This window comes from Pseudomonas sp. C9-3, from assembly GCF_032392015.1.
GTDB classification, from domain to species: Bacteria; Pseudomonadota; Gammaproteobacteria; order Pseudomonadales; family Pseudomonadaceae; genus Pseudomonas; species Pseudomonas nitroreducens.
In genome coordinates, this window is sequence record NZ_CP135919.1 from 1,595,781 (window position 1) to 1,614,529 (window position 18,749).

Annotated in this window: 15 protein-coding genes and 3 tRNA genes; 12 read left to right on the top strand and 6 right to left on the bottom strand. The window is 62.1% G+C overall.

The window, feature by feature from the left end; genetic code table 11:
- Positions 1-33: 33 nt before the first annotated feature.
- Positions 34-897 (bottom strand): universal stress protein, encoded by an 864-nt coding sequence (locus RS899_RS07305; protein ID WP_054907736.1) that lies wholly within the window; start codon positions 895-897, stop codon positions 34-36.
- A gap of 180 nt (positions 898-1,077) precedes the next feature.
- Between RS899_RS07305 and RS899_RS07310 the strand changes: the two genes are divergently transcribed.
- Positions 1,078-1,689, top strand: a complete 612-nt coding sequence (locus RS899_RS07310) for a tRNA-(ms[2]io[6]A)-hydroxylase (protein ID WP_054907735.1) — start codon at positions 1,078-1,080, stop codon at positions 1,687-1,689.
- Positions 1,690-1,832: 143 nt separating this feature from the next.
- Here the strand turns inward: RS899_RS07310 and RS899_RS07315 are convergent, their stop codons facing one another.
- The 3 genes from RS899_RS07315 to RS899_RS07325 all read right to left on the bottom strand — a co-directional run bounded on the left by RS899_RS07315 (position 1,833) and on the right by RS899_RS07325 (position 4,521).
- Positions 1,833-3,164: an SPFH domain-containing protein gene (locus RS899_RS07315; RefSeq protein ID WP_054907734.1), complete on the bottom strand. Its 1,332-nt coding sequence runs from the start codon at positions 3,162-3,164 to the stop codon at positions 1,833-1,835.
- Between the two features lie 123 nt (positions 3,165-3,287).
- On the bottom strand, positions 3,288-4,010 hold the full coding sequence (lpxH, locus tag RS899_RS07320; RefSeq protein WP_054907733.1) for a UDP-2,3-diacylglucosamine diphosphatase: 723 nt from the start codon (positions 4,008-4,010) through the stop codon (positions 3,288-3,290).
- Positions 4,011-4,014: 4 nt separating this feature from the next.
- Positions 4,015-4,521 carry a peptidylprolyl isomerase gene (locus RS899_RS07325; protein ID WP_024765728.1) on the bottom strand — a complete coding sequence of 169 codons (507 nt, stop codon included), beginning with the start codon at positions 4,519-4,521 and terminating at the stop codon, positions 4,015-4,017.
- A 121-nt stretch (positions 4,522-4,642) separates the two neighbouring features.
- Here RS899_RS07325 and RS899_RS07330 point away from each other — a divergent pair, with 121 nt between their 5' ends.
- On the top strand, positions 4,643-6,325 hold the full coding sequence (locus RS899_RS07330; protein ID WP_054907757.1) for a glutamine--tRNA ligase/YqeY domain fusion protein: 1,683 nt from the start codon (positions 4,643-4,645) through the stop codon (positions 6,323-6,325).
- Positions 6,326-6,328: 3 nt separating this feature from the next.
- On the top strand, positions 6,329-7,717 hold the full coding sequence (gene cysS / locus RS899_RS07335) for a cysteine--tRNA ligase (RefSeq protein WP_054907731.1): 1,389 nt from the start codon (positions 6,329-6,331) through the stop codon (positions 7,715-7,717).
- Between the two features lie 63 nt (positions 7,718-7,780).
- On the opposite strand, the gene folD is transcribed toward cysS, so the two are convergent.
- On the bottom strand, positions 7,781-8,635 hold the full coding sequence (gene folD, locus RS899_RS07340; protein ID WP_038803695.1) for a bifunctional methylenetetrahydrofolate dehydrogenase/methenyltetrahydrofolate cyclohydrolase FolD: 855 nt from the start codon (positions 8,633-8,635) through the stop codon (positions 7,781-7,783).
- Between the two features lie 262 nt (positions 8,636-8,897).
- On the opposite strand from folD, the gene RS899_RS07345 reads away from it, so the two are divergent.
- The 9 genes from RS899_RS07345 (at position 8,898) to RS899_RS07385 (ending at position 17,847) form a co-directional block, all read left to right on the top strand.
- Positions 8,898-8,974 (top strand) — tRNA-Arg (locus tag RS899_RS07345).
- Positions 8,975-9,005: 31 nt separating this feature from the next.
- Positions 9,006-9,081: transfer RNA gene (locus RS899_RS07350), tRNA-His, on the top strand.
- A gap of 52 nt (positions 9,082-9,133) precedes the next feature.
- A tRNA-Leu gene (locus RS899_RS07355) sits at positions 9,134-9,218 on the top strand.
- 142 nt (positions 9,219-9,360) lie between these two features.
- Positions 9,361-10,671 carry a trigger factor gene (gene tig / locus RS899_RS07360; protein WP_054907730.1) on the top strand — a complete coding sequence of 437 codons (1,311 nt, stop codon included), beginning with the start codon at positions 9,361-9,363 and terminating at the stop codon, positions 10,669-10,671.
- A gap of 93 nt (positions 10,672-10,764) precedes the next feature.
- Complete coding sequence (clpP, locus tag RS899_RS07365) at positions 10,765-11,403, top strand: ATP-dependent Clp endopeptidase proteolytic subunit ClpP (RefSeq protein ID WP_024763281.1); 639 nt, start codon at positions 10,765-10,767, stop codon at positions 11,401-11,403.
- A 107-nt stretch (positions 11,404-11,510) separates the two neighbouring features.
- Entirely contained in the window at positions 11,511-12,791 is a 1,281-nt protein-coding gene (gene clpX / locus RS899_RS07370) for an ATP-dependent Clp protease ATP-binding subunit ClpX (protein ID WP_045208395.1), read from the top strand.
- A gap of 133 nt (positions 12,792-12,924) precedes the next feature.
- Positions 12,925-15,321, top strand: a complete 2,397-nt coding sequence (gene lon / locus RS899_RS07375; protein WP_054907729.1) for an endopeptidase La — start codon at positions 12,925-12,927, stop codon at positions 15,319-15,321.
- Between the two features lie 136 nt (positions 15,322-15,457).
- Positions 15,458-15,730, top strand: coding sequence for a nucleoid-associated protein HU-beta (hupB, locus tag RS899_RS07380; protein WP_003087931.1), 273 nt, complete (start codon positions 15,458-15,460; stop codon positions 15,728-15,730).
- A gap of 227 nt (positions 15,731-15,957) precedes the next feature.
- Positions 15,958-17,847: a SurA N-terminal domain-containing protein gene (locus tag RS899_RS07385; protein ID WP_054907728.1), complete on the top strand. Its 1,890-nt coding sequence runs from the start codon at positions 15,958-15,960 to the stop codon at positions 17,845-17,847.
- An 89-nt stretch (positions 17,848-17,936) separates the two neighbouring features.
- Here RS899_RS07385 and fabI read toward each other — a convergent pair whose 3' ends face one another.
- Positions 17,937-18,734, bottom strand: coding sequence for an enoyl-ACP reductase FabI (gene fabI / locus RS899_RS07390; RefSeq protein WP_054907727.1), 798 nt, complete (start codon positions 18,732-18,734; stop codon positions 17,937-17,939).
- Between the last annotated feature and the right edge of the window lie 15 nt (positions 18,735-18,749).

The window sequence follows — 18,749 nt, forward strand, 5'->3', positions numbered from 1 at the left end:
TCGCTCCTACAGGTTGGGTTTCAACGTGATCGGTCAGGGCTTGGCGGCGATTTCTTCCAGGTGGGCGATGATGTCGTCCGGCTTGAGCACCAGGATGTCGCTCTCCAGGGAATCGAGCACCACTTCGGCAGTGTTGCCGATCAGCGCGCCGGACAGCCCGGTGCGCGCCACACTGCCGATCACCGTCACCGCGGCATCGAGGTTGTGGGACGCGCGGGGAATCAGCACGTCCGCCGGGCCTTCCTCGATGTGCAGGTGCTGGTCGTCCACGCCGTATTCGGCCTGGAATGCCTTGCACGCCTCGCGGTACTTGGCCTCGATGGTCTCGCTGAGCTGGAAGGTCGGGTCGGCGGCTGAGAGCATGGGCGAGGGGTGGGCGCTGATCACGTGCAGCTGGCCGTGTGCGAGCCCGGCGATGTCGTAGGCGTGGCTGACGATCCCGGCATGCAACGTGCGGTGTTCGATATCGTTGTTGCCTACGTCTACGGCGGCGAGGATGTTGCGGCCGGCCCAGGGCAGGCTGGTCTTCACCAGAAGTACGGGGGCAGGGCAGAAGCGCAGCAGCTTCCAGTCGTCCGGGGTGAGCAGGGCCTTTTTCAGCGGGTTGTCCGGGCTGTGCTGCTTGATCACCAGCCCACAGCCTTCGGCCTGCTGCTCGGCGATGACGGTCTGGTGCAGGTTGTCCTTCCAGGCCTGGCGGCTGGAAGCGCTGAAACCTTCCTGGCGCAGCACCTCGGCCACTTCTTCGAGTTTGGCGCTGTAGTCGGCGCGCCGCTCGCAGGCCAGCAGGTGCAGGTGCGACTGGGTCACGCTGGCGATCAAACGGGCCCGTTTCAGCGCGAGACCTTCCGGCTGGTCCGGGTCCACGACTACGAGGATGCTACGGATGGCTTGCATGATCGTCTCCCTTCGTGCGCGTTGTTTATGTGGAACCACTGTAGTCGGGATATCCCGTTCATGACGTTGAGGCATATCAACGCCGGAAGCTGGTTCCGCGCGGCGGCCCCCGTATAATGCTCCGCCTTTATTGCACCGGCCAGCCAGGCGCCGGTGCGCTGAGTCGTCTGGAGCAAGAAGATGCTGTCCGAAATCAGGGAATTCCTCGGTTGTGCCACGCCGGATGCGTGGGTGGAAGCCGCGCTGCGGGATCAGGCGGTCATGCTGATCGACCACAAGAACAACGAGTTCAAGGCCGCCAGCACGGCCCTGGCCCTGATCGCCAAGTACAGCGCCCACGAGGAGCTGGTGAACTTCATGTCGCGCCTGGCCCGCGAGGAACTGCGCCACCACGAGCAGGTGCTGGCGATCCTGAAGAAGCGCGGCATCCCGCTGCGGCCGATTTCCGCCGGCCGCTACGCCTCAGGCCTGCGCTCGGTAGTGCGCAACCACGAGCCGCAGAAGCTGGTGGACACCCTGATCGTTGGCGCTTTCATCGAATGCCGTAGCTGCGAGCGTTTCGCTGCGCTGGTGGATCATCTGGATGCCGACCTGGCGAAGTTCTACGGCTCGCTGCTGAAATCCGAGGCGCGGCATTTCCAGGGCTATCTGAGCCTGGCGCGCCGTTATGGCGATGACGCCGATATCGACCGCCGGGTGGCGGAGATTCGCGAGGTGGAGGCTGGCTTGATTCAGTCGCCGGACAGCGAGTTCCGTTTTCACAGCGGCGTGCCGGCGGAGCTGGTGGCCTGACTGGCGCCCCGCAACAAAAAAAGCGCCCAGACGGGCGCTTTTTTCTTGGTTCTTCGTAGGAGCGAGCTTGCTCGCGAACAGATTTTCCGGCAGCTCCGGCGCTGGGCTGGTTCGCGAGCAAGCTCGCTCCTACAGATGCGGCGTCAGTCTTTTACCTTCAGGTCCAGCGCCAGGTCGCGCGCCGCCTTGGTGGCGAGCACGCCCATCAGCTGGCCGATCTCGTCCTGGCGGCTGCTGGCGCTGGTCTGCCCGCCGGCCATCATCACGCTGGGCACCGGTGCCTGGGCGGCGGCTTCGGCCCAGACCTTGTTGATGGCGATCAGCGCGTCCAGCTTGGGTTGCAGCGCGCCGTCCGCCTTGATCACTGCTTCACGGGCGTAGGCATCGGCGTCGGCGGTGATCTTGGTGGCCTGCGCGGTGACTGCCGCCTTGTCGCGCAGCAGTTCGGCGGTCTGTTTTTCGATCTCGGCGCGCTGCTTCTCGCGTTCGGCGTTGATGACGGCCAACTGCTTCTCGGTTTCCGCCTGGGTGGTGCGCTCGATCTGGTCGCGCAGGGTTTCCTGGCGCTTGGCTTCCACTTCCTTCTCACCGCGGGCGGTGACCAGCAGTTTCTCTTCCTCTTCCTTCAGGCGGTTCTGGCGCGCCACGGCCAGCTCGGCCAGGGCCTGCTGCACCTTGACCATGCGCTGCTTGTACTGTGGGTTGGGGTCGACGTTGGTGATGCGCGCTTCGACCACTTCCACGCCGAACTTGCGGAACTGCTGCTGCTTGCGTACCGGGATACCCTTGCCGTCGGTGACCTTCTCGGTCACGAACTGGCTGGCATTGTTGTCGCCGAAGCTGCCCTGTTCGGTGCCGGCCTGGAGGATCGCGGTCTGGTGCGGGACAGCGCCGCGCGGGCCGCGGACTTCCTTGCGCTTGATCAGGTAAAGGCCGTCGTTGAGCTGGTTCTCGAACTCCGCGGCGAATTCGCTGCGGGCGCCGGCGTAGTAATCGTCGGCGGTCATCAGCGAGGCGGTGGCCTGCAGGGTTTCCTTGATCGCCGGGATCAGCGCGGTACGGATGAAGTTGTCCGGGTTGCGGTACTCCTGGGCCATCTTCAGGAACTGGTCGCCGCCGGGCAGGCGGAAGCGCGCGGAGGACTCGACCTTGGCGTCGACGTTGCCGAGGAAGACGATGGGGAAGGCTTCGATGGTGGCGCCCAGCCCGTCGTTGTCCGGGTTGTTGTCGTTGTCGTCCATGATCAGCACGGACTGCACGCTGATGGCCTTCTTCCAGGTGGTGGCGCGACCGAACCACTTGGTGGCGTAGCCCACGTCGTCGACGATCTTCTCGTCGCCGAAGATGGTCCGCACGTGGGTCATGAAGCCCGCTTCGTTATAGAAGAAGACCCCGTTGAACAGGATGAAGCCGGCAGCGACCAGCGCCAGAGGAGCAGCGCCGAATTTGATGAGATTTCCCTTGGAGATCAGCATGTTTCTTCCTTGAATGAGCGAGCCGGCGATGCTGCGTAAGATCGCGAGTATCGGTCAAGTGGAAACGTCTGATAGTGCGATTGGGTCGGCATCAGAAGGCCACTACAGGAGTGGCCGTGCCGATCAGAGAGGGAAGGGTGCCTGCTGCATGCCTTGTTCGTCGGCTTCCAGCGCCCAGCCCTGGCGATCCCAGTCGCCGAGGACGATGCGCCGCGCGGGGCGGCCGTCGATCTCCAGTTCGTGGACGGCGGGGCGGTGGGTGTGGCCGTGGATGAGGATGCGCACGCCTTTGTCGCGCATGATCTTCTCCACTTCCGCCGGGGTGACGTCGACGATCTCGCTGGCCTTCATGCGCGTCTGCGCGCGGCTTTCCTTGCGCAGCTTGCGTGCCAGCTTGTGGCGGGTAGCCAGCGGCAGGTTGCGCAGGATGAACAGCGTCAGCGGGTTGCGCAGCCAGCGGCGTAGCTTCATGTAGGCCACGTCGAGGGTGCACAGGCTGTCGCCGTGCATCAGCAGGATCTTCTCGCCGCCCAGGTCGATCAGGCTCGGGTCGCGCAGCAGGGTGCACCCGGCTTCGCGGCAGAATGCCTTGCCGATCAGGAAGTCGCGGTTGCCGTGCATCAGGTAGATGCGCGTGCCGCTGTCGGTCAGTTCTCGCAGGGCGCGGGCGATGGAATGCTGGAACTCGTCCATGCCATCGTCGCCGATCCAGGCTTCGAAGAAGTCGCCGAGGATGTACAGCGCTTGCGCGCTGCGGGCGCGGGTGGAGAGGAAATGCAAGAACGCCCGGGTAATGTCCGGGCGTTCCGCTTCGAGATGCAGGTCCGAGATGAACAGGACGCTCATCGACTCACTCGCCGATGATTTCGGCTTTCTCGATGATCACGTCGTCGGCCGGTACGTCCTGGTGGCCGGAGCGCATGGTGGTAGCGACGGTCTTGATCTTGTTGACCACGTCCATGCCGTCCTTCACTTCACCGAACACGCAGTAGCCCCAACCCTGCACGGTCGGCGCGCTGTGGTTGAGGAAGTCGTTGTCGGCGACGTTGATGAAGAACTGCGCGCTGGCCGAATGCGGCTCCATGGTACGGGCCATGGCGACGGTGCCGATCTTGTTGCCAACGCCGTTGTTGGCTTCGTTCTTGATCGACTTGCGGGTGCTCTTCTGCTTCATGCCCGGCTCGAAACCGCCGCCCTGGATCATGAAGTTGTTGATCACACGGTGGAACACGGTGTTGTCGTAGTGGCCGGCCTTAACGTACTCCTTGAAGTTGGCCACGGTTTCCGGCGCCTTGTCGTCGAAGAGTTCAAGGGTGATATCGCCGAAGTTGGTCTGCAGTTTGACGGTGGTAGTCATCAGGGAATTCCGCTCTTTGGAAAAATCGAAGGCCTGTCAGGGGGTTGACAGCTTCGGCTATGATAAGCGCTTTGGTTTGGCCGGCCTACCCTGGCTGAACGACGGAATGATCAAGGACACCATGAGCAAGCCTACCGCCGATACGAAAGAAGCCACTGTTGCCGCCAACTTCCTGCGCCCCATCGTCCAGGCCGACCTGGACAGTGGCAAGCACCAGAAGATCGTCACCCGCTTCCCGCCGGAGCCCAACGGCTACCTGCATATCGGTCATGCCAAGTCCATCTGTCTGAACTTCGGCCTGGCCAAGGAGTTCGGCGGTGACTGCCACCTGCGCTTCGACGACACCAACCCGGCGAAGGAAGACCAGGAATACATCGACGCCATCGAGGCCGATGTGAAGTGGCTGGGCTTCGAGTGGGCCGGCCAGGTGCGCTACGCGTCCAACTATTTCGACCAGTTGCACGATTGGGCGGTAGACCTGATCAAGGCCGGCAAGGCCTTCGTCTGTGATCTCAACGCCGAGGAAATGCGCGCCTACCGCGGTTCGCTGACCGAGCCGGGCAAGAACAGCCCGTTCCGTGATCGCTCCGTGGAAGAGAACCTGGACCTGTTCGCCCGCATGAAGGCCGGCGAGTTCCCGGACGGCGCCCGTTCGCTGCGCGCGAAGATCGACATGGCCTCGCCGAACATCAACCTGCGCGACCCGATCCTCTATCGCATCCGTCATGCGCATCACCACCAGACGGGCGACAAGTGGTGCATCTATCCCAGCTACGACTTCACCCATGGTCAGTCGGACGCAATCGAGGGCATCACCCACTCCATCTGCACCCTGGAGTTCGAGGATCACCGCCCGCTGTACGAGTGGTTCCTGGCCAACCTGCCGGTCCCGGCCCAGCCGCGCCAGTACGAATTTGCGCGCCTGAACCTGAACTACACCATCACCAGCAAGCGCAAGCTCAAGCAACTGGTGGATGAGAACCACGTGAATGGCTGGGACGACCCGCGTATGTCGACCCTCTCCGGCTACCGCCGCCGCGGCTATACCCCGGCGTCGATCCGTGCCTTCTGCGACATGATCGGCGTGAACCGCGCCGGCGGCCTGGTGGACATCGGCATGCTGGAGTTCGCCATCCGTGACGACCTGGATGCCAACGCCGGTCGCGCCATGTGCGTGCTCAAGCCGCTGAAGGTGGTCATCACCAACTACCCGGAAGGCCAGGTCGAGAACCTCGAACTGCCGCGCCATCCGAAGCAGGACATGGGCGTGCGTGCGCTGCCGTTCAGCCGCGAGATCTACATCGACGCCAGCGACTTCGAGGAAGTCCCGCCGGCCGGCTACAAGCGCCTGATCCCGGGTGGCGAAGTGCGCCTGCGCGGCAGCTACGTGATCCGCGCCGATGAAGCCATCAAGGATGCCGCCGGCAACATCGTCGAACTGCGCTGCAGCTACGACGAGAACACCCTGGGCAAGAACCCCGAGGGCCGCAAGGTCAAGGGCGTGATCCACTGGGTGCCGGCCGCCGAGAGCGTCGAGTGCGAAGTGCGCCTGTACGACCGCCTGTTCCGCTCCGCCAACCCGGAGAAATCGGAAGAGGGTGGCAGCTTCCTCGACAACATCAACCCCGAATCCCTGGTGGTGCTGAAGGGCTGCCGCGCCGAGCCGTCGCTGGCCAGCGCCACCGCCGAGGACCGCTTCCAGTTCGAGCGCGAAGGCTACTTCTGCGCCGACGCCAAGGATTCCAAGGCTGGCGCCCTGGTGTTCAACCGCACCGTGACCCTGCGCGATTCCTGGGGGCAGTAAGGGATGGCTGACTTGCAGATCTACAGCACGCTGTCCAAGACCAAGGACACCTTCAAGCCGCTGGTCGGCAACCAGGTGCGCATGTACGTGTGTGGCATGACGGTCTACGACTTCTGCCACATCGGCCATGCCCGCGTGATGGTGGCGTTCGACGTCATCGCCCGCTGGCTGCGCCATCGCGGCTATGACTTGACCTACGTGCGCAACATCACCGACATCGACGACAAGATCATCCGTCGCGCCCAGGAGAACGGCGAATCGTTCGAAGACCTGACCGCCCGCATGATCGCCGCGATGCACGAGGACGAAGCACGCCTATCGGTGCTGCGTCCGGACATCGAGCCGCGCGCCACCGGTCACATCGCCGGCATGCACGAGATGATCCAGACCCTGATCGACAAGGGCTACGCCTACGCGCCCGGTAACGGCGACGTCTACTACCGGGTCGGCAAGTTCGCCGGCTACGGCAAGCTGTCGCGCAAGAAAATCGAAGACCTGCGCATCGGTGCGCGCATCGAGGTCGACGAATCCAAGGAAGACCCGCTGGACTTCGTGCTCTGGAAAGGCGCCAAGCCGGGCGAGCCGAGCTGGGAGTCGCCCTGGGGTGCCGGTCGCCCGGGCTGGCACATCGAGTGCTCGGTGATGTCCACCTGCTGCCTGGGTGAGACCTTCGACATCCATGGTGGTGGCCCGGACCTGGTGTTCCCGCACCACGAGAACGAAATCGCCCAGAGCGAGGCGGCCACCGGCAAGCTCTACGCGGCCAGTTGGATGCACGCGGGTGCGGTGCGCGTGGACGGCGAGAAGATGTCCAAGTCCCTGGGCAACTTCTTCACCATTCGCGAAGTGCTGGAGAAGTACCACCCGGAAGTCGTGCGCTTCCTGCTGGTCTCCAGTCACTACCGCAGCCCGATCAACTACTCCGAAGACAACCTGAAGGAAGCCAAGGGCGCGCTGGAGCGTTTCTACACCGCGTTGCGCGGCCTTCCGCAGGTGGCTGCCCGAGGTGGCGAGGAGTTCGTCGAGCGTTTCGGCGCGGCCATGGATGACGATTTCGGTACGCCGGAAGCGGTGGCCGTGCTGTTCGAGATGGTCCGCGAGGTCAACCGCCTGCGTGACAGCGATCCGGCAGCGGCTGCTGCGCTGGCTGCACGCGTGCGTGAACTAGGGGCTCTGCTCGGCGTGCTGCAGATGGACGCCGACGAGTTTCTCCAGGCAGGCGCGGCCGGCAAGGTCGATGCTGCACAGGTCGATGCGCTGATCCAGGCGCGCCTGGATGCTCGCGCGGCAAAGAACTGGGCCGAATCCGACCGCATCCGCGACGAGCTGACCGCTCTGGGCGTGGTGCTGGAAGACGGCAAGGGCGGCACTACCTGGCGTCTCGCCGAGTAATCGCAACCCCGAAATGAAAAAGGCCGCTGATCAGCGGCCTTTTTCTTGCTCGTCGAAAACCTGTCAGGTGTGCAGGTGTTCGGCGGCGTAGAGGGTATTTTCCAGCAGGCAGGCGCGGGTCATCGGGCCGACGCCGCCCGGAACCGGGGTGATCCAGCTGGCGCGTTCGGCAGCCACGTCATATTCCACGTCGCCCACCAGCTTGCCGTCTTCCTGGCGGTTGATGCCCACGTCGATGACGATGGCGCCTTCCTTGATCCATTCGCCCTTCACCAGGCCGGGTTTGCCGGCGGCAACCACGACCAGATCGGCACGGCCAACGTGGTCGGCCAGGTCGCGGGTGAAGCGGTGGGTGACGGTGACGGTGCAGCCGGCCAGCAGCAGTTCCAGCGCCATGGGGCGGCCGACGATGTTGGAGGCGCCTACGACGACGGCGTCCAGGCCGTACAGGTCGACACCGGTGCTCTGCAGCAGCGTCATGATGCCCTTCGGCGTGCAGGGGCGCAGCAGCGGGATGCGCTGGGCCAGTCGGCCAACGTTGAAGGGATGGAAGCCGTCCACGTCCTTGTCCGGGTTGATGCGCTCCAGCAACTGGGACGCATCGAGGTGGGCGGGGAGGGGGAGCTGCACCAGAATGCCGTCGATGGCTGGGTCGGCGTTCAGGCGGTCGATCAGCGCCAGCAGTTCTTCCTGGGTGGTGCTGGCGGGAAGGTCGTACGCCTGGGAGAGGAAGCCGACCTCTTCACAGTCCTTGCGCTTGTGCGCGACATAGACCTGAGAGGCGGGGTCGCTGCCGACCAGGATCACTGCCAGGCCGGGGATGCGCAGTCCTTGCTGGCGGCGTTCGTTGACGCGTTGGGCAATCTGCTGGCGGAGGCTGGCGGCGATCGCTTTGCCGTCGATCAGTTTTGCAGTCATGTCGGGGGGATAACCATTAAGGCGGGTGAAAAGAAGGCGCGCATTTTCGCACGCTGCCTCCATAAGGCAAAGGCGCGCACCCCTGATTTGCCGTAACTCCTTTATCTCTTTGAATTTTTTTTAAAAAAGTTGTTGACGGGGTAGGGCCTCATCGATAACATGCGCCCCGCTTGCCGAGCACAGCCTGAAACACGAAAGAGGCGGTGCCAACCGATTCAGTGGTTTCACTGAGTCTGCTTAGCAAGGGTTGCCGCCACTTAAAGCGCCCGTAGCTCAGCTGGATAGAGCATCCGCCTTCTAAGCGGATGGTCGCAGGTTCGAGTCCTGCCGGGTGCGCCATGTGGCGTTCGGTACAAGCAAGTGTAATATGGTGGGCGTAGCTCAGTTGGTAGAGCACAGGATTGTGGCTCCTGGTGTCGTGGGTTCGATTCCCATCGTCCACCCCATATTCCGAAGCGCCAGGCCTTGAGCCTGGCGTTTTCGTTTCTGCGGTACCCTGCGGACGTGGTGAAATTGGTAGACACGCTGGATTTAGGTTCCAGTGGCGCAAGCTGTGAGAGTTCGAGTCTCTCCGTCCGCACCATCTTCTTTCCATAAGCTCTCGCATCCGTGAATTTCCGCAGCTTCCACTCAGGGTGACTTCTGCATTTCTAGCTACTAGAATGCTTGCCCTTGATTCTGGGAGCCGGAAGGACCGGCTTACGTCTGTGCCACGAGGAATATCCATGCAAGTTTCCGTTGAAAGCACCTCCGCTCTTGAGCGCCGCATGACCGTTGGCGTGCCGGCCGAGCGTATCGAGACCGAAGTCAACAAGCGTCTGCAGCAGACCGCTCGTCGCGCCAAGGTTCCTGGCTTCCGTCCCGGCAAGGTGCCGATGAGCGTGATCCGTCAGCGCTACGAAGCCGCCGCTCGTCAGGAAGCCCTCGGTGACCTGATCCAGGAAACCTTCTACGAAGCCGTGGTCGAGCAGAAGCTGAACCCGGCTGGCGCACCGTCGGTCGAGCCGAAGGTGTTCGAGAAGGAGAAGGGCCTCGAGTACATCGCTACCTTCGAAGTCTTCCCCGAGTTCCAGGTTGCCGGTTTCGACGGCATCAAGGTTGAGCGTCTGCAGGCCGACGTGGCTGATGCCGATCTCGACAACATGCTGGAAATCCTGCGCAAGCAGAACACCCGCTTCGAAGCCGTTGACCGTGCCGCTCAGAACGACGACCAGGTGAACATCGATTTCGTCGGCAAGATCGACGGCGAAGCCTTCGCTGGTGGTTCCGCCAAGGGCACCCTGCTGGTGCTGGGTTCCGGCCGCATGATCCCGGGCTTCGAAGAGGGCCTGGTCGGTGCCAAGGCCGGTGAAGAGCGCGTGCTGAACGTGACCTTCCCCGAGGACTACCAGAACCTGGACCTGGCCGGCAAAGCCGCCGAGTTCACCGCTACTGTCAACAGCGTTGCCGAGCCGAAACTGCCGGAACTGAACGAAGAGTTCTTCGCTCTGTTCGGCGTGAAGGAAAGCACTCTGGAAGGCTTCCGCACCGAAGTTCGCAAGAACATGGAGCGTGAGCTGCGTCAGGCCATCAAGTCCAAGGTGAAGAACCAGGTGATGGAAGGTCTCGTCGAGACCAATCCGATCGAAGTTCCGAAAGCCCTGATCGGTAACGAAGTCAACCGTCTGCGCGTCCAGGCTGTCCAGCAGTTCGGTGGCAACATCAAGCCCGACCAACTGCCGGCCGAGCTGTTCGAAGAGCAGGCCAAGCGCCGCGTCGTGCTGGGTCTGATCGTCGCTGAACTGGTCAAGCAGCACGAGCTGAAGGCTGATGAAGCCCGCGTTCGCGAAATGATCGAAGAGATGGCTTCCGCTTATCAGGAGCCGGAACAAGTTGTTTCCTGGTACTACAAGAACGACCAGCAACTGAACGAAGTCCGTTCGGTTGTACTGGAAGAACAAGTTGTAGATACTGTCCTGCAGAAGGCCAATGTGACCGACAAGCAGGTATCCTACGAAGACGCGGTCAAGCCTGCAGAAGCTCCGCAAGCAGCCTGATCCAGCGCTTCGTTCGATTGTCACAAGCCAGCCTTCGGGCTGGCTTGTGCGTCTATAGAGACATGACTTTTTATTAGGGAGTGATCGTCGGACATGCATAATCCTTATATGCCGCAAGTTCCGAACATTCAGGCTGCTGGTGGTCTGGTGCCGATGGTGGTGGAGCAGTCCGCCCGCGGTGAGCGTTCCTACGACATCTATTCGCGCCTGCTGAAGGAGCGGATCATCTTCCTGGTCGGCCAGGTCGAGGACTACATGGCCAACCTCGTGGTGGCCCAGTTGCTGTTCCTCGAGGCGGAGAATCCGGACAAGGACATCCACCTCTACATCAACTCCCCGGGCGGCTCCGTGACTGCCGGCATGTCGATCTACGACACCATGCAGTTCATCAAGCCCGACGTGTCCACCATCTGCGTGGGCCAGGCGTGCAGCATGGGTGCCCTGTTGCTGGCTGGCGGCGCCGCTGGCAAGCGCTACTGCCTGCCGCATTCGCGGATGATGATCCACCAGCCGCTGGGCGGCTTCCAGGGCCAGGCCTCGGACATCGAGATCCATGCCAAGGAAATCCTCTTCATCAAGGAGCGCCTGAACCAGGTGCTGGCGCACCACACCGGCCAACCGCTGGATGTCATCGCCCGCGATACCGACCGTGACCGCTTCATGAGTGGCGACGATGCTGTCAAGTACGGTCTGATCGATCAGGTCTTCACTCAGCGTCCTTCTGCCGCCTGAGTCTCTCCGCTGCACTGCGGCCGGTAATCCGGCCGCTCGCGGGCTTGAAAATGCCTGCGAATGCCTTCATCTTGTCCTTCACGTATATCCCCGATTGGAACGATCGAATGACTGACACCCGCAACGGCGAGGACAACGGCAAGCTGCTGTATTGCTCCTTCTGCGGCAAGAGCCAGCACGAAGTGCGCAAGTTGATTGCCGGCCCCTCGGTCTTTATCTGCGACGAGTGCGTCGACCTGTGCAATGACATCATCCGCGAGGAGGTGCAGGAAGCACAGGCAGAGAGCAGTGCGCACAAGCTTCCGGCGCCGAAAGAGATCCGCACCATCCTCGATCAGTACGTGATCGGCCAGGAACGTGCCAAGAAAACCCTGGCAGTAGCGGTGTACAACCACTACAAGCGCCTGAATCAGCGCGAGCGCAAGGACGACGTCGAACTGGGCAAGAGCAACATCCTGCTCATCGGTCCGACCGGCTCGGGCAAGACCCTGCTCGCCGAGACCCTGGCGCGCCTGCTCAATGTTCCCTTCACCATCGCCGATGCCACCACTCTCACCGAGGCTGGCTACGTGGGCGAGGATGTCGAGAACATCATCCAGAAACTGCTGCAGAAGTGCGATTACGACGTTGAGAAAGCCCAGATGGGCATTGTCTACATCGACGAAATCGACAAGATCTCGCGCAAATCCGACAATCCGTCGATCACCCGCGACGTGTCCGGCGAAGGCGTTCAGCAGGCCCTGCTGAAGCTGATCGAAGGCACTGTGGCTTCCGTACCGCCCCAGGGCGGCCGCAAGCACCCGCAGCAGGAGTTCCTGCAGGTCGACACCCGCAACATCCTGTTCATCTGCGGTGGCGCGTTCGCTGGCCTGGAAAAGGTCATCCAGAATCGTTCCACCAAGGGCGGCATCGGCTTCAACGCCGAAGTTCGCAGCCAGGAAGCGGGCAAGAAGGTCGGTGAGGCGCTGCGAGAGGTCGAGCCGGAAGATCTGGTGAAATTCGGCCTGATCCCCGAATTCGTCGGCCGTCTGCCGATCATCGCGACCCTCGACGAGCTGGACGAACCTGCGCTGATGCAGATTCTGACCGAGCCGAAGAACGCGCTGACCAAGCAGTACGCCAAGCTCTTCGAAATGGAGGGTGTGGACCTCGAGTTCCGTCCGGATGCGCTCAAGGCCGTCGCCCGCCGCGCGCTGGAGCGCAAGACCGGTGCCCGTGGCCTGCGTTCGATCCTCGAAGGCATCCTGCTCGACACCATGTACGAGATCCCCTCGCAGAACGATGTGAGCAAGGTGGTCATCGACGAAAGTGTCATCGATGGCTCCTCCCAGCCGCTGCTGATCTACGAGAACAGCGAGCAGCCGGCCAAGGCTGCACCTGACGCCTGAAACCAGAAGGGGCCCTAGGGCCCCTTTTTTCTTCCCATCTACCGCGCTTGTTTTTTCACAGTCCTAACCCCATCTTAGGCCGAAGGGTTCAATCCCATCGTTTTGGCCAAGTGCCGCTGTAGAGCCGAATATCATGAAAACACTCGTCGAGTTGCCCCTGCTGCCCCTGCGTGACGTAGTGGTGTATCCGCACATGGTCATCCCGCTGTTCGTGGGACGTGAGAAATCCATCGAGGCCCTCGAGGCCGCCATGACCGGCGACAAACAGATCCTGTTGCTGGCGCAGAAAAACCCGGCTGACGATGATCCGGGTGCAGACGGCCTGTACCGCATGGGCACCGTGGCCACCGTCCTGCAACTGCTGAAGCTGCCCGATGGCACCGTCAAGGTGCTGGTCGAAGGCGAGCAGCGCGGCCAGGTAGAGCGCTTCATCGATGAGGAGGCCTACTGCCGCGCCGAAGTGTCGATCATTGACGAGGTTTCCGTCGGCGAGCGCGAGTCGGAAGTCTTCACCCGCAGCCTGCTCAGCCAGTTCGAACAATACGTGCAACTGGGCAAGAAAGTGCCCGCCGAGGTCCTGTCCTCGCTCAACAGCATCGACGAGCCCGGTCGCCTGGTGGACACCATGGCCGCGCACATGGCGCTGAAGATCGAGCAGAAGCAGGAAATCCTCGAGATCACCGAACTGTCCGCCCGCGTCGAGCACGTGCTGGCCATGCTGGACGCCGAAATCGACCTGCTGCAGGTCGAGAAGCGCATCCGCGGCCGCGTGAAGAAGCAGATGGAGCGTAGCCAGCGCGAGTACTACCTCAACGAGCAGATGAAGGCCATCCAGAAAGAACTGGGTGACATCGACGAGGGCCACAACGAAGTCGAGGAGCTGAAGAAGCGCATCGATGCCGCTGGTCTGACCAAGGAAGCCTTGGCCAAGGCCACTGCCGAGCTGAACAAGCTCAAGCAGATGTCGCCGATGTCCGCTGAAGCGACTGTGGTGCGTTCCTACATCGACTGGCTGGTGAATGTGCCGTGGAAGGCCGAGAGCAAGGTACGCCACGACCTGGACAAGGCCGAGGATATCCTCGATGCGGACCACTACGGCCTGGAGGAGGTCAAGGAGCGCATCCTTGAGTACCTCGCCGTGCAGAAGCGCGTGAAGAAGCTGAAAGGCCCGGTACTCTGCCTGGTCGGCCCACCCGGCGTCGGCAAGACTTCGCTGGCCGAGTCCATCGCCCGTGCGACCAACCGCAAGTTCGTGCGCATGGCCCTGGGGGGCGTGCGTGACGAGGCTGAGATTCGCGGTCACCGCCGTACCTACATCGGCTCCATGCCCGGTCGTCTGATCCAGAAAATGACCAAGGTCGGCGTGCGCAACCCGCTGTTCCTGCTGGACGAGATCGACAAGATGGGCAGCGACATGCGTGGCGACCCCGCGTCTGCGCTGCTGGAAGTGCTCGATCCGGAGCAGAACCACAATTTCAACGACCACTACCTCGAAGTCGACTACGACCTTTCCGACGTGATGTTCCTCTGCACGGCGAACTCCATGAATATTCCGGCGCCGCTGCTGGACCGCATGGAGGTCATCCGCCTGCCGGGTTACACCGAGGACGAGAAGATCAACATCGCCTCGAAATATCTTGTACCGAAACAGACTGCGGCCAATGGTCTCAAGAAGGGCGAGCTGGTCTTCGAGGAAGCGGCTACCCGTGACATCATCCGCTATTACACCCGTGAAGCCGGTGTGCGGAGCCTGGAGCGCCAGATTGCCAAGGTCTGCCGCAAGGCGGTCAAGGATGGTGGCAAGGCCAAGCGCATCGATGCAGTGGTGACTCCGGATTCGCTGGAGAACTACCTGGGCGTGCGCAAGTTCCGCTACGGCCTGGCCGAGCAGCAGGACCAGATCGGCCAGGTGACCGGCCTTGCGTGGACGCAGGTGGGGGGCGAATTGCTGACCATCGAATCGGCCATGGTCCCCGGCAAGGGCGCGCTGACCAAGACCGGCTCGCTGGGCGATGTCATGGCGGAGTCCATCACCGCTGCGCTGACCGTGGTTCGTAGCCGTTCGAAGAGCCTGGGCATCGCCTCCGACTTCCACGAGAAGCACGATATCCACATCCATGTGCCGGAGGGCGCGACGCCCAAGGACGGCCCTAGCGCGGGCATCGGCATGTGCACGGCGCTGGTCTCGGCGATCACCCAGATTCCCGTTCGCGCCGACGTTGCCATGACCGGCGAAATCACCCTGCGGGGTCAGGTGCTGGCCATTGGTGGCCTGAAGGAAAAACTTCTGGCTGCGCACCGGGGTGGAATCAAGACTGTGATCATTCCCGAGGAAAACGTGCGAGACCTTAGGGAAATTCCGGATAATATTAAGGCCGATCTCGTTATTAAACCGGTTAAATGGATTGACGAGGTCCTGCAAATTGCGCTGCAATACGCCCCGGAGCCCTTGCCCGATGCGGCTCCCGAGATGGTTGCAAAGGATGAGAAGCGCGAGTCTGATTCCAAGGAGCGAATCAGCACGCATTAGTTGGGGGGCTTTCTTGACACTGTTTTTGAGCCCTTGTTATAAAGCGGCACTTGCTTTGTCAGTTGGCAAACCAGCACCTGCTTTTGCTTACACCTAACACATAGAAACATACTCAACAGAAATAAGGGGACTTAGAGTGAACAAGTCGGAACTGATCGATGCTATCGCCGCATCTGCTGATATCCCGAAAGCTGTTGCCGGTCGCGCTCTGGACGCGGTGATCGAGTCCGTAACTGGCGCCCTGAAGGCTGGTGACTCCGTCGTACTGGTCGGCTTCGGCACCTTCGCTGTCAAAGAGCGTGCTGCTCGCACCGGTCGCAACCCGCAAACCGGCAAGCCGATCAAGATCGCTGCTGCTAAGATCCCGGGCTTCAAGGCCGGTAAAGCCCTCAAGGACGCTGTCAACTAAGCGTCTTTTTGGACTTGACCTGGACCGGTTCAACTTCGGTTGGACCGGTCACGGAGCGATGACCCGGCTGGCGTAGGTCGGTTGGAATCATCAGGGGTCACGGGCTCAACGCCCGCAAGCTCCACCAGTTACGAGAAGGCGCATCCTCGGATGCGCCTTTCTTATATCCGCTTTTTTTCCACGCCGCGCCGCCATTGACGGTGGGCCGTGGCCGCGTCGGGGGCCGCATGCTGCAAAACATCAGGGACAATTCCCAAGGCTGGATCACCAAGACCATCCTGGGCGTGATCGTTGTCCTCATGGCTTTGACCGGGTTCGATCAGATCATTCGCGCAACCCACCACGAGAACGTCGCTGCTCAGGTCAACGGTGAGGACATCAGTCTGCCGGAACTGCAGCAGGCTGCGGACATGCAGCGTCGCCAGCTGATGCAGCGCCTGGGCAAGGACTTCGATTCGTCCATGCTCGACGACAAGCTGCTCAAGGATTCCGCGCTGAAGTCGCTCATCGAGCGCAAGCTGGTCCTGCAGGCCGCCCAGAACGACAAGTTCGCGCTGTCCCAGCAGGCGCTGGACCAACTGATCCTGTCGACTCCCGAGTTCCAGGTAGACGGCAAGTTCAACGCCGACCGCTTCGATCAGGTCATTCGCCAGATGGGCTATGACCGCATGCAGTTCCGCCGCATGTTCGGCGAGGAAATGCTGATCGGCCAACTGCGCGCTGGCATCGCCGGTACCGGCTTCGTCACCGATGACGAATTGAACGCCTTCGCTCGCCTGGAGAAGCAGACCCGTGACTTCGCCACCCTGACTCTCAAGGCCGACCCGGCCAAGAGCAAGGTCGAGGACAGCGAGATCAAGGCGTACTACGACGCCCACAGCACCGAGTTCATGACTCCCGAACAGGTCACCATCGACTATGTCGAGCTGAAGAAGTCCGCCTTCTTCGACCAGGTCGAGGTGAAGAAGGAAGACCTCGATGCCCTCTATCAGAAGGAAATCGCCGGCCTGGCCGAGCAGCGCGACGCCGCGCACATCCTGATCGAGGTGAACGACAAGCAGAATGACCAACAGGCCAAGGCCAAGATCGACGAGATCAAGGCGCGCCTGGACAAGGGCGAGGACTTCGCCAAGCTGGCCAAGGAGCTGTCCAACGACACCGGCTCTGCCGCCAACGGTGGTGACCTCGGTTTCGCTGGTCGTGGCGTGTATGACCCGGCCTTCGAAGAGTCGCTGTACGCGCTGAAGAAGGGCGAAGTCTCTGCTCCGGTGAAAACCTCCTACGGCTGGCACCTGATCAAGCTGCTGGGCGTCGAAGCGCCGGAAGTTCCGACTTTCGACAGCCTGAAAGCCAAGCTGGAGCACGAAGCCAAGACCCAACTGGTCGAGCAGCGTTTCGTCGATGCCACCAAGCAGCTGGAAAGCTCCGCCTACGAGGCTTCCGATCTGGGCCAGCCGGCTCAGGACATGGGCCTGAAGGTGCAGACCAGCAAGCCGTTCGGCAAGGAAGGCGGCGAAGGTGTTACGGCCAATCGCCAGGTCATTCAGTCCGCTTTCAGCCCCGAAGTGCTGGAGGAGGGTGCCAACAGCGGCGCCATCGAACTGGATCCGGACACCGTGGTCGTGCTGCGCGTGAAGGCACACCACAAGCCTGAGCAGGAAACCCTGGAGCAGGTCAGTGCCGATATCCTCAAGCGCCTGCAGGTCGAGCACGCAGCAGTCGATGCCAAGTCCCGCGGTGAAGCTCTGCTGGCTGGCCTGCGCGATGGCAAGATCCCGCTGACCCAGGCCCAGGAAGGCCAGCAGTGGAAGGTCGTGGAAGCGGCTGCCCGTGGTCAGGAAGGTGTCGATCCGGTCGTGCTGCAGAGCGTGTTCCGCATGGCGCGTCCGGAAGGTGCCGACAAGCCCAGCCTGGGCGGTGTCGCGCTGCAGAACGGTGACTTCGTGCTGGTCAAGCTCAGCGGTGTGAGCGAGCCGGAGGCCAAGCCGACCGAGGAAGAGAAGGCGATGTACCAGCGCTTCCTCGCCTCGCGTAGCGGCCAGGATGATTTCTCCGCCTTCCGCCGTTACCTGCAGGATCAGGCGAAAGTCGAGAAATTCGACGAAGCCAAGAAGTAAGAGACCGGGGCCGCGCAAGCGGCCCTCGTTTTATCCGATAAAGAAAAAAGGCCGCATTCGCGGCCTTTTTCTTTGCCTGTCGCAAAGCCTCAGTCGTCGCTGAGCGGACCCATCGCCGTGGTGTTGAAACCGCCATCGACATAGAGGATTTCGCCACTGATGCCACTGGCCAGGTCCGAGCAGAGAAATGCACCGGCGTTGCCGACTTCCTCGATGGTCACATTGCGCCGCAGCGGTGTCTGGCGTTCGTTGGCGGCGAGCATCTTGCGGAAGCTCTTGATGCCCGAGGCGGCGAGCGTGCGAATGGGGCCTGCGGAGATGGCGTTGACCCGAGTACCCTCCGGGCCGAGGCTGCCGGCCAGGTAGCGCACGCCGGCTTCCAGGCTGGCCTTGGCCATGCCCATGACGTTGTAGTTGGGCATCGTGCGCTCGGCGCCCAGGTAGGAGAGGGTGAGCAGGCTGCCGTTGCGGCCCTGCATCAGCTCGCGGCCGGCCTTGGCCAGGGCGATGAAGCTATAGGCGCTGATGTCGTGGGCGATCCGGAAGCCTTCGCGGGTGGTGACCTCGGTGAAGTCGCCGTCGAGTTGGTCGCCCGGTGCGAAGCCCACCGAGTGGACAATACAGTCCAGGCCATCCCACTGCTTCCCCAGCTCGGCGAACACGGCTGCGATGTCCGCGTCGTTGGCGACGTCACAGGGGAAGCACAGCTCCGCGCTGGAGCCCCAGCCAGCAGCGAACTCTTCCACGCGGCCCTTGAGCTTGTCGTTCTGGTAGGTAAAGGCGAGTTCGGCGCCTTCCCGGTGCATCGCCGCAGCGATACCGGAGGCGATGGACAGTTTGCTGGCGACTCCGACGATCAGTACGCGCTTGCCTGCGAGAAATCCCATATTCACTCCTTGATC